This window comes from Pantoea sp. JKS000250 (assembly GCF_003201065.1).
Taxonomy (GTDB): domain Bacteria; phylum Pseudomonadota; class Gammaproteobacteria; order Enterobacterales; family Enterobacteriaceae; genus Pantoea; species Pantoea vagans.
Genome location: NZ_QICZ01000001.1, coordinates 800489 through 814457, shown reverse-complemented (window position 1 = coordinate 814457; position 13969 = coordinate 800489). Strand labels below are relative to the sequence as shown.

Annotated in this window: 13 protein-coding genes and 1 tRNA gene; 3 read left to right on the top strand and 11 right to left on the bottom strand. The window is 54.3% G+C overall.

Features of this window, described 5'->3' with window-relative positions; translation table 11 throughout:
• Positions 1-179: 179 nt before the first annotated feature.
• The 5 genes from BY447_RS04090 to BY447_RS04070 all read right to left on the bottom strand — a co-directional run bounded on the left by BY447_RS04090 (position 180) and on the right by BY447_RS04070 (position 4787).
• The gene (locus tag BY447_RS04090; protein WP_110330589.1) at positions 180-1229 is read right to left on the bottom strand and encodes an LLM class flavin-dependent oxidoreductase; all 1050 of its coding nucleotides are present in this window, start codon (positions 1227-1229) and stop codon (positions 180-182) included.
• Between the two features lie 22 nt (positions 1230-1251).
• Positions 1252-2202 (bottom strand): aliphatic sulfonate ABC transporter substrate-binding protein, encoded by a 951-nt coding sequence (locus BY447_RS04085; protein ID WP_110330588.1) that lies wholly within the window; start codon positions 2200-2202, stop codon positions 1252-1254.
• A complete protein-coding gene (locus BY447_RS04080; protein ID WP_033783605.1) occupies positions 2199-3053 on the bottom strand; it encodes an ABC transporter substrate-binding protein in 855 nt (284 codons plus the stop codon). Before BY447_RS04080 ends, BY447_RS04085 begins: the two co-directional genes overlap by 4 nt.
• Entirely contained in the window at positions 3050-4183 is a 1134-nt protein-coding gene (locus BY447_RS04075) for an LLM class flavin-dependent oxidoreductase (protein ID WP_033783604.1), read from the bottom strand. Before BY447_RS04075 ends, BY447_RS04080 begins: the two co-directional genes overlap by 4 nt.
• Before the next feature lie 528 nt (positions 4184-4711).
• Positions 4712-4787, bottom strand: a tRNA-Asn gene (locus tag BY447_RS04070).
• Positions 4788-5120: 333 nt separating this feature from the next.
• On the opposite strand from BY447_RS04070, the gene BY447_RS04065 reads away from it, so the two are divergent.
• Positions 5121-6242 (top strand): Gfo/Idh/MocA family protein, encoded by a 1122-nt coding sequence (locus BY447_RS04065; protein ID WP_110330587.1) that lies wholly within the window; start codon positions 5121-5123, stop codon positions 6240-6242.
• Between the two features lie 94 nt (positions 6243-6336).
• On the opposite strand, the gene BY447_RS04060 is transcribed toward BY447_RS04065, so the two are convergent.
• The 3 genes from BY447_RS04060 to BY447_RS04050 form a co-directional block, all read right to left on the bottom strand.
• The gene (locus tag BY447_RS04060; protein WP_110330586.1) at positions 6337-7167 is read right to left on the bottom strand and encodes a glycosyltransferase family 8 protein; all 831 of its coding nucleotides are present in this window, start codon (positions 7165-7167) and stop codon (positions 6337-6339) included.
• 12 nt (positions 7168-7179) lie between these two features.
• Entirely contained in the window at positions 7180-8562 is a 1383-nt protein-coding gene (locus tag BY447_RS04055; RefSeq protein ID WP_110330585.1) for a D-arabinono-1,4-lactone oxidase, read from the bottom strand.
• Positions 8563-8645: 83 nt separating this feature from the next.
• Positions 8646-9278 (bottom strand): TetR family transcriptional regulator, encoded by a 633-nt coding sequence (locus BY447_RS04050; protein ID WP_013358401.1) that lies wholly within the window; start codon positions 9276-9278, stop codon positions 8646-8648.
• Between the two features lie 139 nt (positions 9279-9417).
• Between BY447_RS04050 and BY447_RS04045 the strand changes: the two genes are divergently transcribed.
• Positions 9418-9957, top strand: coding sequence for a DUF2058 domain-containing protein (locus tag BY447_RS04045; protein WP_033783601.1), 540 nt, complete (start codon positions 9418-9420; stop codon positions 9955-9957).
• 16 nt (positions 9958-9973) lie between these two features.
• Here the strand turns inward: BY447_RS04045 and BY447_RS04040 are convergent, their stop codons facing one another.
• Positions 9974-10672 carry an RluA family pseudouridine synthase gene (locus tag BY447_RS04040; protein WP_110330584.1) on the bottom strand — a complete coding sequence of 233 codons (699 nt, stop codon included), beginning with the start codon at positions 10670-10672 and terminating at the stop codon, positions 9974-9976.
• Positions 10673-10744: 72 nt separating this feature from the next.
• Positions 10745-10879 (bottom strand): hypothetical protein, encoded by a 135-nt coding sequence (locus BY447_RS23485; protein ID WP_255359531.1) that lies wholly within the window; start codon positions 10877-10879, stop codon positions 10745-10747.
• A gap of 200 nt (positions 10880-11079) precedes the next feature.
• Between BY447_RS23485 and BY447_RS04035 the strand changes: the two genes are divergently transcribed.
• Positions 11080-11340 (top strand): hypothetical protein, encoded by a 261-nt coding sequence (locus BY447_RS04035; protein ID WP_033783599.1) that lies wholly within the window; start codon positions 11080-11082, stop codon positions 11338-11340.
• A gap of 338 nt (positions 11341-11678) precedes the next feature.
• Here BY447_RS04035 and BY447_RS04030 read toward each other — a convergent pair whose 3' ends face one another.
• A complete protein-coding gene (locus BY447_RS04030; protein WP_110330583.1) occupies positions 11679-13601 on the bottom strand; it encodes a methyl-accepting chemotaxis protein in 1923 nt (640 codons plus the stop codon).
• Between the last annotated feature and the right edge of the window lie 368 nt (positions 13602-13969).

Below are 13969 nucleotides of genomic sequence, written 5' to 3'. Positions count from 1 at the left end.
CCTTATGTTATTTATGGATAAGCTTGGGAATAATTGTCTTTATTATAAGAATGCGACTCAGATCAACGTTACGGCACATTAAAAAGATCGGTTACGAATCCGGACGTCTGCGCTATTTTTAACGCGTTAAAACGGAATGCCGCGGTAAGGACATTTGCCGCTGACTGTCATTGTGGATTTCATTCGGGCCCAACGTGTGAGACATGCGGCAGTGCTGTCCAGCCCAACTCCGGCGCAATCAGCGTCGCAAAATCGCTGATAATCTGGCTGTACTCCGCATAATGCAATTCATAAGGCAGCTCAATTCTCAGCTCATTCACCAGACGTAAGACGGGATCGTGAAACAGCCGTTCGAGAATCTGCTCCGCACTGCCCACGATATCCTGAGAGAACAGGGTGCGTCGGGAGCCCTGGGGTGCCAGAGTGCGTGGGTAGCGGCTGGCGGCAAACTGCTGATAATGTCTGCGGGTGGTGGCATCCGCACTGTCGGTGGGAATGATGACGCGTCCCAGGGCGATGCGCGCCGCACGCCGACCGGCAGCCGTGAGATTTTCACGATACAGCTGGATTTGTGTCCGCTGTGCCTGGTAAAAATCATCCGTTTCTTCACCGGAGGTGAGATTGCCCGCGAGCAGATTAAACCCGTGGCTGCCTGCCCAGCGCGCCGAGCGAAGTGATCCTCCGCCGTACCAAAATCTGTCGACCAGACCGGCTGCAAAGGGCTGAACACGCGGGCGTTGCGTATTGCCGGGTGAGAGAATGACCGTATTGTCATCACCGAAGAAGCGGCCACTCAGGTTATCGCGCAGAGTCAGGACGCGCTGGTAAGAAAAATCCTGCTGCTGCCAGGCATCACCCCAGACAGAATGACCGATTAACTCAAGATGATTGGGTGCGCCTGCGCTCAGGCCGACATTCAACCGTCCCCTGGCGAGAATATCTACTGTCGCCAGGTCTTCGGCCAGACGAAATGGACTCTCATAACCCATCTGAATTACGGCGCTGCCCAGTTCTATCTGGCGGGTACGTTGCGTGGCGGCGGCGAGAAAGGTGCTGGCTGACGATACGCCATGTTCCAGATGTCGCTGGCGTACCCAGGCACCATTAAAACCCAGCTGTTCACCGCGTTCGAACAGCAGTAACGTCTGTTCAAGACCCTGAAGCGGAGCGTCATCAGGATAATTCCCCGGTGTCAGAAACGAGATATGCGAGATAGCCGGTTGCGTCATTCTGTTTTACTCATCCCGGGGCTTAAGGCGTCAGCGTGACGACATGCTGGCGAATATCCGGATGGCTGGCGATCAGACCCTGTTGCTGATACCAGTCGGCTATATGCCCGATATGGGTTATCGCGGCGTCATCGACCGGCGTGATGGGAACGGTGTTGACCTTGCCCAGCAGTGCCGCCAGTGTGCTTCCCTGCTGCCCCATCTGTGAAGCCCAGATTTTACCTGCCTCAAGCGGATGGGCTTTAGCCCAGTGGTTCTCTTGCTTCAATACGTCATAAACCCAGTTAAGCACTTCAGGGTGCGCCTGATAAAACGCTTCGCTGACGAAATAACCTGCTGCATTTTCCGAACCAATCTGCTGGCCCGTACTCAGCTGGCGGGCGTCATAACTATGTATGGCCAGAGAGAGGAAGGGATCCCAGGTCGCCCAGGCATCGACATGTCCTCCCACAAATGCTGTACCGGTGTCGGAAGGACTGAGATAAACTTTGGTCACCTCCTGCTCCGGAATCCCGGCACGATCCAGCGCGCGTGAGAGCAGATACTCGCCTGTCCCGCCTTTATTCACCGCCACCTTTTTGCCGCGCAGATCCTGCAACGAATGGATATCACTGCTATTGCGTACCACAATCCCTTCACCTTCAGCGGGCATGGCCTGATAAGCAAAGAAACGCAACGGCAAACCCGCAGCGATGGCGGTAACAAACGCTGTGGAGCTGCCGGTGGTCATGTCAATTGAACCGGCATTTAACGCTTCATAAGCCGGGGCGGCAGCCGCAAACGGGCCCGACCAGACGACGTTCACCTGATGCGCGGCCAGCGCTTTTTCCAGCGTTCCTTTCTCTTTAGCCAGCGCTAAGTCCGTGGGGCCTCGCAGAAAACCAATGCGCAGCGTGAGCGGTTCAGTCGCCATGGCCATCCCGGCACACAGTATCAGTGCAGCAACAGCGGTACGGGGTATCCAGTGGGTCATATCTGTCTCCTGGCGTTCAGCGATAAAGCCATCGGGATGAAACCCACGGCAAAAAGATCGTCAGCCTGCTGCTGCTGTTCGGCTAACAGAGCGTCACTGGCTGGGGTGATACCCCAGGGACGCCCGCGTATTGTTTTCAGCCACTCATCAGGCAGGATGGCCGGGTTGAGTTTGTCGGCAAGAATCTGCGCGGCGGCTACCGGATGCTGCTCAATCCAGGCATCATTTACGCGCAACTGTTTCACGACCCAGGCTGCGACTTCGGGGTAACGTTGTTGCCAGGCGGCACGCGTCCAGAACAGTGAACGGTTAATGATTTCATCGCCGACGGTGGAGCGCGCAACGACATCCTTTATCTGTAACGCGCGAGTCAGCCAGGGATCGATCGCCAGCCAGCCATCAATGTCGCCATTGCGTAACGCAGTCATGGCATCCTGCCCCTGCAGGTCCAGCAGGGTGACATCGGTGCGGCGCAGGTTCTGTTTTTGCAGCAGACGCGCCAGAAAATGATCGGTGAAAGAACCGGGCATGCCCGTCAGTCGCTTACCACGCAGCGAGGAGATAGCGTTGCTTTGCAATGTCAGCAACGCGCAGTTGTTATTACGTGGCGGCGAGCTGGCGAGATAAGCGACGTCCAGCCCGGTGGCCTGCGCACTTATCGGCGGGGTTGACCCGGTGCCAACCACATCGACCTGTTCATCAGCCAGCCACTCGCCGCTGCGTGCGCCCTGGGTATAGTCGAACCATTCCAGCTGCCAGCCCCGGTCTCTGGCGGCAGGTTCGATGACATCGCGATGGCGCAGAATAAACAGCGAGAGATTACTGGGATGGCTTCCCAGACGGATTTTCATTGTGCTGGATCTCCACTTCCGACCGGACGATCCCACAGATTTCCCCAGGTAAAGGTATTCTTTGCCGCGTCATCCGGCGGGGTGAGCGACAGTCGTGGCATCACCAGTTCGCTAAAGCGATAGGCTTCCTCAAGCAAGGGGAAACCGGACAGGATAAACACCTCAACCCCCGCCTGCTGATAGGCTCGCAGGGTCCGTTCGACCGTTTCCGGACTGCCGACGATAGCGGTGCCAGGTCCGGGACGCACCAGGCCTATGCCCGCCCACAGTCCAGGGTAGATCTCCAGCTCGCGCGGATCGGCGGGCTTCTGATCATTGTGCAGGGCACTCATACGGGACTGGCCTATTGAGTCTGAACCGCGGGCCAGGTGCTGCCGGGCGGCAATGGCGCTGTCGTCCATCGAGGCATAAAGCGCGTCTACCGCCTGCCACGCAAGCTCATCGGTTTCGCGCACGATAACATAAAGACGAATGCCGTAGCGTAACTGGCGATGATGTTTATCGGCTCTGGCTTTCACCTGGGCGATTTTCTCTGCGGCCTGTGGGGGCGTCTCTCCCCACGAAAGATAGGTGTCGATGTGCTTTGCCGCGACTTCCTGTGCCGCTTCAGAGGAGCCACCAAACCACAGCGGTGGCGGGGGATATCCGCCATTGCTCAATGCCAGCCTGGCGTTCTCAATATCCAGGTGTTCCCCTTTGAAGCTGACATTTTCCTGATTGAGCAGGGGACGTAATACCTGCAAAAATTCGTCACTAAGGTCATATCGGGCATCGTGATCCAAGTGCATGCCGTAAGCGCCCAGCGTGTTTTTATCACCGCTGACCACGTTGAGCAGCACCCGGCCTTTCGAAAACTGGTTAAACGTCACGGCCATTTTGGCAAGCAGGGTGGGTGAGATCAGACCCGGCTGGATAGCAATCAGGAACTTCATGCGTTCGGTATAGGGAATGAGTGACGCCCCCAGAATCCAGGGGTCATGGGCACCGGTCGCCAGCAGCGCGCCGGTAAAACCCAGATGATCAACCGCACGGGCGACCTGCTGGAAATAGGCGTAGTTGACCTGCCGGCTGCCGGAGGCGGCCCAGGGTTGATGACCGTCTGGCGCGGTCAGATACCAGTAAATTTCCACGGTGGTTCTCAAAGTAATACAAACAGGAACCAAAGGAATAACAAAGGGTTATTGCGAGGGGAAATACTAATTATGGCAAAGTTTATCTATATCCAGGCTTAAGGTTATTTATCAAGCCGGGTTAGGAAGGTTGTTAAAATAAACGCGACCCTGCTGGGCCGTTATTTATCCGTTATTAACAGTGATTCGCTTTCATTTCATATTTTGACGCTTTACGGCGTTAAATACGCATCAGCAGGTGGATATCATTGGCAGGAGATAGTGATGGCGCTTTTTTGTCAGGCTATGTGGTCCGGGGTTGGTATCAGTTACCCGCTTGCCCATTTCAGGCTGGCATCATCACAATCAGAGTTTATTAAAGAGAAACAGGCTTGGCCTGATAAGGGAACGATGACGTGTCGCTGATTGCTTTCCCTGTGAGTTATTCTCTGTGGCGTTGTCTGTCATTGAATATTTGTTGTGGAACATTTGAACAGACGTCAGAAAAGCAAAAAGCCCGCTCAGTTTCCTGAGCAGGCTTCTCGAATTTGGCTCCTCTGACTGGACTCGAACCAGTGACATACGGATTAACAGTCCGCCGTTCTACCGACTGAACTACAGAGGAATCGTTTGAACGGGGCGCATAGTAACGGCCACGCCGGATCATGTCAAAGCTCTTTTTCACAAATCTGTGCGACTGCTGAAATAGTCACCACAATAGCGATTCGGGCCATGAATGAATGGTCATCTCAGCGGCTTCCTGCGCTAAAAAGAGGCACGTCAGACTGAGGTTTTTATGAGGTGTTATGATGCGGCAAAGCCCTTGTCAGACCGCACTACGCATGATTTGACCGGATAGTTTTTTACAGGCGTCACAAAGTCTCAATTCTGACTTTGTCAGCAACAAATATGAAACGTAGATTCCATTTCAACCCTGAACTGAATATCCGGAGTTGAAATGAACAAAGTCAGAATCGGCATGATTGGCAGCGGCTATATCGGGCGCTGCCACGCAATAGCCTATGCCCAGGCCCCCACTGTATTCGCGCTGAAAGGCGAAATCGTGCGGGAGATGCTGGCCGAAGTGAATCCTGAGCTGGCGGCGCGTCAGGCGGCAACCTTTGGTTTTGCGCGCTCCACCGGCGACTGGCGCGCGCTGGTCAGCGATCCGGCGATTGATGTGGTAGATATCTGCGCACCCAACTTCCTGCATAAAGAGATGGCGCTGGAGGCGATACGCCACGGCAAGCACGTCTATTCAGAAAAGCCGTTGTCGTTAAGCGTGGCGGATGCGCAGGAGATGGTGGCAGCTGCTGAGGCGGCAGGGGTGAAAACCCTTGTTGGCTTCAACTACATGAAAAACCCGACCAGCCAGCTGGCAAAAGAGATTATTGCCAGAGGCGAGATTGGCGACGTAGTGCATTTCTACGGCACCCATAACGAGGATTACCTCGCCAGACCGGAGACGCCGCTCGACTGGCACTGCCAGAAAGCGTTGGCAGGTCTTGGCGCGCTGGGCGATCTGGCGGCGCACATCGTCAATATGGCGCACTACCTGGTCGGCGATATTGCTGAGGTGAGTGGCGATATGATGACGGTGATCACCTCACGGCCTGACCCGAAGGAACCTGCGCGGCAGTTACCGGTTGAAAACGAAGATCAGGCCAGCGCGCTGCTGCGCTTCCGTAATGGTGCACACGGCGTGATTGAAACCTCACGCATTGCCTGTGGCGCAAAAATGGGCCTGACCTATGTTGTCACCGGCACCAAAGGCACGCTGCGTTACACCCAGGAGCGCATGGCGGAACTGGAGCTTTATCTGCATGACGAACCTGCCGGGCGACAGGGATTTAAAACGATCCTGACCGGACCGGCCCATCCTGACTACGCGAACTTCTGTGTCTCTGCCGGGCACGGCATCGGGTTTAACGATCAGAAGACGGTGGAGATCCGCGACCTGGTTAACGGCATCGCAGCCGGCGATCGCATGTGGCCCGATTTTGCCGAGGGATTGCAGGTGCAGAAGGTGCTGGAAGCGATTGCACACTCCGCTGAGCAGCGCCGCTGGGTCGAGGTGTAAGACAGAATCTGAGTAAGAGAGGATTTGGCGAAGTGGCAGGCTACAGGGTTGAATGAACAGGCGGGAAGGGCGGGAGTATCCCGCCCGTATACAGTCAGATCAGACCGCTTTTTTCCCACCACAGCTTATCCAGCGCATAGAAGCGATCGCGATCACTTTCGGGTTGGTTGAGATCGCGCTTCCACGGCTTCGCCAGAATATAGTGCAGATTCTTCACCTCATCACCCTGCCACAGGCCGCTGTGCTGGAACGGCAGCGTTTTTAACGCATTGTAGATATAAGAGAGCGGCTTCCAGCGTTCGGCAAACACTTCATTCAGCAGATCCTGCTCGGAGAAGGGATAGGCGCTGAGATCATCAATCGCGGCAATGCGCTTCTCAAGCATATCGAACACCGCATTGTCAGGCTTCAGTACCAGAAAACCGCCGTTCAGGTAGTAGTCAACGCTCTCCGGAGCCTGCTCACCGCGTGCCTGCCAGGTATAGTGACACTGCTCTGGCTGCCACTCCGGCGGATAAGAGGCGATCTGGTTGGGATTACAGCGGCAGGCGTGACAGGCCGCCAGCGGATTATCGCCCAGATCCAGGGTGAATAGCTCATCCATGTTCTTCAGCACCAGCATATCGGCATCCAGAAACACTACGCGCTCATAATCGGTAAGCTGCCAGGCACGCAGCTTGGTCCAGACCTCGCCAAACTGCGCCGAGGCGTAATGCTGAGCCAGATCGGCGCGCGGATAGAGTGGGTCGACCGGTTTAATCACACAGCCTTCATCCTGCAAAATCTGACAGTCAGCATCAGAAATGGCTGGCGTGGTCATCACCACCAGCGGCCACTGGCTGTGGCTCTCCTGCAGCGAACGGTGCAGCGCTTTGACGCCCACCAGATAGTCGGGTTGTGTTAACAGTGTTACCCAGGCAAACATAGCGTTCCTCAATCAGTCAAAAAGTGGCGTGATGTAGTCGTTCCCCAACCGGCCCTGCGGGTCGAGCTGGTGGCGCAGGGCGCGGAAGGCGTCCCATTGCGGATAGATCTCACGCCAGTTGTAGTGTTCTTCATCGTAATACTTGCCCCAGTGCGGGCGTCCACCCTCTTCAGCCAGCAGTTTCTCCACTTCGGTCAGGAAGTGCAGGCCTTCCTGTGACAGCGAGCCATCGTCGGCGTAATAGACCACAAAGCCGAAGAAGCAGGTTGGCTGGTCAGCGGCCGGACTGAGCCAGGCTGAGGACGCGCCGGTGCAGCGCAGGATAATCGGGTAGTGCATATGCGGACGGTTCTCTGCATACCACGCCTTAATCCGGCGGATGATGGCCGGGGTTTTTGCCAGCGGCACGCCGATTTCCACATTAATCTGTGGCACCGCAATGCCGCGACAGAAGAGCTGGTAGATGTCACCGGTAACATCGGTGAAGTCGCGAAAGCGGGTGACGGTACGAAACTGCTTGCCGCCTTTGCCCTGAATCTGCGTGTCGCGTTGCATATGCGCCAGCGTCTGGTCGATGGTGTCATTGAGACTGTCGTCAGCTTCACCCTCATGTTCCACCACCTGACGACCCTGCGCTTCGTAACGCTGACGCTCTTCGTCACTCGCCTCATGGGCGTTCCAGACGTGCATCAGGTTGTCATCAACAAACCACCAGGCTTTGCTCAGCGGATAGTCGTTGTTCCAGCGCAGCAGATCTTCTTCCAGCGTATCGGCAGAAACAGCATTTTTGTGGCAGGTGAAGATCTTAAACGGCTGGGTACGCAGGGTGACGGCGGTGACAATGCCCAGCGCACCCAAAGAGACCTGCGCCGCCGGAAAGTCAGCGTCGCCGCGGACAAACTCACGCACGCTGCCGTCGGCCAGCACCATGCGTATCGCCAGCGCTTCATCGGCAATCGAACTCTGCTGCAAACCCTGACCGTGCGTGCCGGTCGCCATTGCGCCCGCCAGCGTCTGAATCGCAATCACGCCTGGCGATGAGGCCAGCATGCGATTCATGTCGGTCAGACTGCGATAAACCTGCTCAAGCGGGGTCGCGCCACCAAAGGTTACGCTCTGCTCATCACTGGCTATCAGACCGCGCAGAGCGCTGAGATCCAGCAACAGATCGTCTTCAGCGACATGCAGCATCCGGCCAGGTGACAGCTTGCTGCCGATCACCCGGATCCTGCCGCGTGATTCGCGGATCAGTTTCTGCAATTCCGCTTCACTGGCGGGACTCTGAACCTGCTGACGGCTGCCGATTTGCGCGTTCTGCGCCCAGTTCCACAGCGCATCATCATCGGGTTCAATTTGGGTCTGGCGAAGCGGATAGAGGCGTGCGTCTCTGCTCACAACAGCATTCCTTTTATAGCGGTTTTATGACAAATGTTTACTAAGCGTAGACCATGAGTAAGCGGAGCCCGGATTGCGGGCATTTATTTGCGGATGTAGCGTAACGTTGCAGTAACAGCGAGCTGACGATTGCGGCGGATACTCTCGGCTTCACTGTTGTCAGGACTGAACAGGGCGTTGAAGGTGTAGCGGTTTGAGACATGATGAACGCAGATACTGCTGATCAGGCGATGAACATCGATGGTCTGTACATCGCCAGTAAACACACCCTGCTGCTGACCGCGCGCCAGGATGTCATCCAGCAGATCCAGCGCGCTGCGGTTCAGCGCTTTAATCTGCGGCGACTGGGTGATGTAGCGACCGCGCAGCAGGTTCTCACTGCAGACCAGCCGGATAAAATCGGGATGCTCGACATGGTAATCAAAGCTGGCTTCCACCAGCCGGGTCATGGCCAGTTCCGGCGCCATCGACGCCAGGTTCAGGCCGGTTTCATGCTGACGTATCTGCTGATAAACCCGCTCAAGCACGGCGATATAAAGCTGCTCTTTACTGCCAAAGTGATAGACCACCATGCGTTTCGTGGTTTGCGCATGCTCAGCAATCTGCTCCAGCCTGGCACCCTGCATACCAAATTCAGCGAAGGTTTTCAGTGCGCCTGCGATGATGCGTTTTTTCAGCCCTTCAGGGTCATTTTTACGTTTTGTTAGCTCTGACATGGTGCTCAATAAGGTGATTTTGACCGGGGAATGTTAGCACAGTGTTGAGGCGTAACCCGCAATCGCGGCGTCAGCCTGGCACAGCCCGAAAGATTACAGGTATAATCCCGGACAAAATTTCACAGGTTCAGAGATGACAATGACAAAACTCACCTTGCAAGAGCAGATGCTGAAAGCGGGCTTAGTATCCAGCAAAAAAATGGATAAGGTTCAGCGTACCGCGAAAAAATCCCGGGTTCAGGCGCGCGAAGCCAGGGCGGCGGTAGAGGACAATAAAAAAGCGCAGCTTGAGCGGGATAAACAGCTGAATGAGCAGCAGAAGCTGGCTGTGCTGTCGAAAGAGTACAAAGCGCAGGTTAAACAGCTGATTGAAATGAACAAAATCGACGTGGCGCGAGGCGACATCAGCTTCAACTTCACCGACAACAACCTGATTAAAAAAATCATGGTGGATAAGCCGACGCAGGCTCAGCTGATCAATGGTCGTCTTGCCATTGCCCGCCTGACTGCTGACAAAAGTGGCGAGAGCCAGTACGCCATCATCCCGGCCAGCGTGGCGGATAAAATTGCCCAGCGTGATGCCAGCGCCATTGTCTTAAACAGCGCGCTGAGCGAAGAAGCGCAGGACGAAGATGATCCTTATGCAGACTTCAAAGTGCCGGATGATCTGATGTGGTAACCGCGTGCTGATGCAGTCAGAAGGGACTGGCGGCAGAGAGGTGCAGTGTCTCGCCGCTGACAGGATGAACAAACGTTAATCCGCTGGCGTGCAGCATCAGCCTCTCTGCCTGCTCAGCGCCCGGCAGCACCAGCCCGCCGTAAAGATCACAGCCCAGAATCGGGTGACCCAGTTGCTGACAGTGAATGCGTAGCTGATGGGTGCGTCCGGTTTCTGGTGTCAGCTCAACCCGCGTAACCGGCAATTCCTTTCCCTCTTTTCTCCGGTAAAAACTGCGCTCAGTGACCCGATAGCGTGAGCGTGCGGGCTTGCCCTGAGCGGCGCATATCACCATCCGGGGAAACAGCGCCGGATCTTTGGCTATTGAAGCGTCAATCACGCCTTCATCATCGGCAAGGTGTCCGCACAGCAGTGCCTGATAGGTTTTGCTCACCGTGCGCTGGCTGAACTGCTGACAAAGTGCGGCGTTTATGGCTTTGTTACGAGCCACCACCATCAGCCCGGAGGTGCCAAAATCGAGCCGATGAACCAGCGTGCAGCCTGGAAAACGTTTTACCAGCCGATGATGCACTGAATCGAGGTTTTGCGGATTTTTACCTGACAGGCTCAGCAGCCCGCCGGGTTTGTTGATCACCAGCAGATGATCGTCCTGAAACAGGAGAGTGATCTCATCAAAACAGGGCGGGGCGATAAACGTATCGATAATGGCAGACATCGGGCAACCGGCAGCAGAATGGCAGGGGATCATAACCGATTGCCGGTGCACTGACGACGCCGGACTTCCCCCTTATTCTTCCGTGACCGTTTCACCGCTTTGAGTGGAAAGCGACAAGCTGGCCTGATGCGTGCCGAATCCACCATGGGCAGCAAACACCAGGTATACCGTTGCGGCTAACAACGTGAGAAGAACAGAGAGTTTCATAGGTGCATCCGTTGCTGATAAGGCCAGCCAGTCTGGCAGGATGGACGGCAGAGACAAACAGAACAATCCGGAAAAAAACATTAAGTGTATTCGATCAGCAGGTTGCGAGATTTTTAGTGATTTATTCGGGCAGGTCTTGTTTTTACGACTACAGTCTCTGGTGAGGTTGTCATCAATTCGTACCTAATGGAGGATTTTCTGTGTTATTTCAAAACGACGAGAAAGGCCACGTCATTATTGGCGAAGCGGCGCTAAGCCTTGCCCTGGGTGAGAAAGAAATCAGTATCGCATCACTCTTTACTCAGCTGGGTTACATGGCGAAATCTGAAAGCAACACCGATAGGCTGACGCAAATCTCCGAAGCCAGGCACTGGCTGAGTAGTTTTAAGTCACCGTCGGTTGCCCAACAGCAGGTGCCGTACCTGCAGACCCTTGCAAGCCTGAACGAAGAACTGAACTAGCAGTAACTGAACTGACGCCAGTGGACGTAGTCCGGCTCCGGCCGGAAAACGACGAAGCGGACGACCTCATCGGTTGCGCGAAAGCGTACACCGGCCGGAGAAACTGTCATGGACGACCCTTCTCCTGCCACCGCGATTTGATACCCATCTTAAAAGCCTTCTAAGCCACAACCCTGCCGGACCCGAAACAATAACAGACCCGAGCGAATATGCTCCCGCACCTGCTTTTTTTGTGGTTACTCTGATGCCTTGTCTGTGGTGAATCTGTACTTCAGCCAGCCTCATTAAATCAGGCTGGCTGTATCAGCATGACGCTTATATCGAAGCAGCGCGGTGTATCAGAAGCTTTCCCAGCTGGATTCTGCTGATGCTTTAACCGGCATCGCAGGCACTAAACGCGGTGTCAGGGCAGGTGCAGCCCGGCTGATGCTGTTTTGCCCGGCTGATAAGCGGAACACCGCCACCGTTTTTTCCAGATCGTCCGCCTGCGCTTCCAGGGAACTGGCTGCGGCAGAAGACTCTTCAACCAGCGCGGCGTTCTGCTGCGTGGTGGTATCCATTTCGGCCATTGCTGTCGCAATCTGGGAAATACCGCGATTCTGCTCGTCGGATGCGGCAGCAATCTCACCCATGATGTCTTTGACCTGACTGACCGAGCGGACAATATCATCCATGGTGCTTCCGGCGCGTTCCACAAACTCAGAACCATCATGAACCCGATCAAGTGACTCGCGAATCAGCGTTTCAATCTCTTTGGCAGCCAGCGAACTGCGCTGGGCCAGATTTCTGACTTCCCCGGCCACCACCGCAAAGCCGCGACCCTGTTCACCGGCGCGTGCCGCTTCAACTGCGGCATTTAATGCCAGAATATTGGTCTGGAAGGAGATGCTGTTGATGACGTGAATGATTTCGCCGATTTTGCCTGAACTCTGGCTGATGTTATTCATGGTAACGATAACGTCACGGATAATCTCACCACCGCGTCCGGCATTTACCGACGCATCGGTTGCCAGCTGGCTGGCATGGTGAGCATTTTCCGCATTCTGTTTCACCGTAGATGAGAGCTCTTCCATGCTGGCAGCCGTCTGAACCACGGCGGCAGACTGCTGTTCGGTGCGGGAGGAAAGGTCGGTATTACCTGCTGCAATCTCCGCCGAGGCACGCGCCACGCTGCTGACGCCATCGCGCACATTGGTAATGATATTCTGCAGGCTGAGATTCATTGCATCGACGGCCTGCATCAGCTGGCCCAGCTCATCACCCCGGGTGGTATTCAGTGAGGTGGTTAAATCACCGCTGGCAATACGCTGCGCTGCATTCAGCGTCTCTTTCAATGGCAGCGTAATGTTGCGGGTAATCCGCCAGGCGATCAGCAGGCTCAGGACGACACAAATCAGCGCAGCAAAGGCGATGCGCCACTCTGCCTGTTTGATAAATTCAGCAGACAACCGGGACTGGAAGGCAAAAGTATCAGAAACGGCCGCATTGAGCCGCTCTGCGGCTGTAGTCAGACCCGCAGATTCGTTCTTTTCTTTCTCGGAAGCATCAACATACCGCGTCAAAGCCTGACGCTGCTGCGCAAGAGTCGTGATGACATTTTGCGTAACGGCATTGATTGCTGGCTGATTAAAACTGTCCAGTTGCTCACTCAGCGTGTTGATGGCGGTGTACTCCTCAATAACCGCATCTCTGCTGGCTGCTGTGGGCTTATCAAGAAACGCTTTTTCAATATTTGCGGCATCAAACAGCGCGGCGGCCAGTTTCATAACCGGCAGCGCGGCGTCGGGCGCCATAGCCATATCGAGTAATTCAGACTGATGAGCCAGACCGATCAGCGCGCCCGGTTTAATGGCAGCAAAGGCGGCAGATGTTACCTCCGCAGATGCCACAAACTTCTGGCGCTGACGCTGATAATCATTAAGTAACTGGCCCATCAGCGTGATTTTCTGCTGACCTTCATCATCCCACTTAAATCTACTCAGTCGTTGATAAAGGGTATCCAGCTCCTTAAGTGCCTGAACGTTCTTCGCGGCAAATTCAGGATTTTTGGTGTACTGGTAAAGCGTGCGATTAAGACGTGCCTTGCTTAACGTATTTACCATTTCCACGGTTGTCGTGCGGCGTGCAGAGTTGTCTTTAATACTGCGGAAACAGTCAAAAGCGATAAAGGTTATGGCGAGAGACGCCGCGATGACGACGATAAAACCGACGCCAAGTTTTTTCCCGATTTTAATACTGGAAATGCGTTGAGCAAGGCCCATGAGGTTCACCTTTATTGAGATTCAAAAGCAGACAAAAGAAATTCAAATAATTCAATCCTGATCTTTTTATCGTCAGCTTCTGATAATACTTTAAGGCTATTTATTATTTATTCAGTATCCTTATTAATTAGAACTCCATTGTTTTACGATGTAATTATCTGTCTGCTAAGTGAGGTGTTTTTAATTTAAATTATTGATTAATATATATAATTAAAAGAATTAAGTTGTGGTAAAGAGTCTTTACACTACCTGGATAAATATTTATTGATTTTGATCAATTAAATGACTGATGAAAATTAGCCTAAAACATTCCAGCAATTTTAAAGATAAACTTATCAATAAAATGACACTTTCAGAGGTTGTTCGGC

What these genes read in the sequence shown, in the direction of transcription:
- BY447_RS04045 (WP_033783601.1), top strand. Translation starts at nt 9,418, where the DNA reads ATGACAAAACTCACCTTGCAAGAGCAGATGCTGAAAGCGGGCTTAGTA.
- BY447_RS04065 (WP_110330587.1), top strand. Translation starts at nt 5,121, where the DNA reads ATGAACAAAGTCAGAATCGGCATGATTGGCAGCGGCTATATCGGGCGC.
- BY447_RS04050 (WP_013358401.1), bottom strand. Translation starts at nt 9,278, where the DNA reads ATGTCAGAGCTAACAAAACGTAAAAATGACCCTGAAGGGCTGAAAAAA.
- BY447_RS04030 (WP_110330583.1), bottom strand. Translation starts at nt 13,601, where the DNA reads ATGGGCCTTGCTCAACGCATTTCCAGTATTAAAATCGGGAAAAAACTT.
- BY447_RS23485 (WP_255359531.1), bottom strand. Translation starts at nt 10,879, where the DNA reads ATGAAACTCTCTGTTCTTCTCACGTTGTTAGCCGCAACGGTATACCTG.
- BY447_RS04085 (WP_110330588.1), bottom strand. Translation starts at nt 2,202, where the DNA reads ATGACCCACTGGATACCCCGTACCGCTGTTGCTGCACTGATACTGTGT.
- BY447_RS04090 (WP_110330589.1), bottom strand. Translation starts at nt 1,229, where the DNA reads ATGACGCAACCGGCTATCTCGCATATCTCGTTTCTGACACCGGGGAAT.
- BY447_RS04040 (WP_110330584.1), bottom strand. Translation starts at nt 10,672, where the DNA reads ATGTCTGCCATTATCGATACGTTTATCGCCCCGCCCTGTTTTGATGAG.
- BY447_RS04060 (WP_110330586.1), bottom strand. Translation starts at nt 7,167, where the DNA reads ATGTTTGCCTGGGTAACACTGTTAACACAACCCGACTATCTGGTGGGC.
- BY447_RS04080 (WP_033783605.1), bottom strand. Translation starts at nt 3,053, where the DNA reads ATGAAAATCCGTCTGGGAAGCCATCCCAGTAATCTCTCGCTGTTTATT.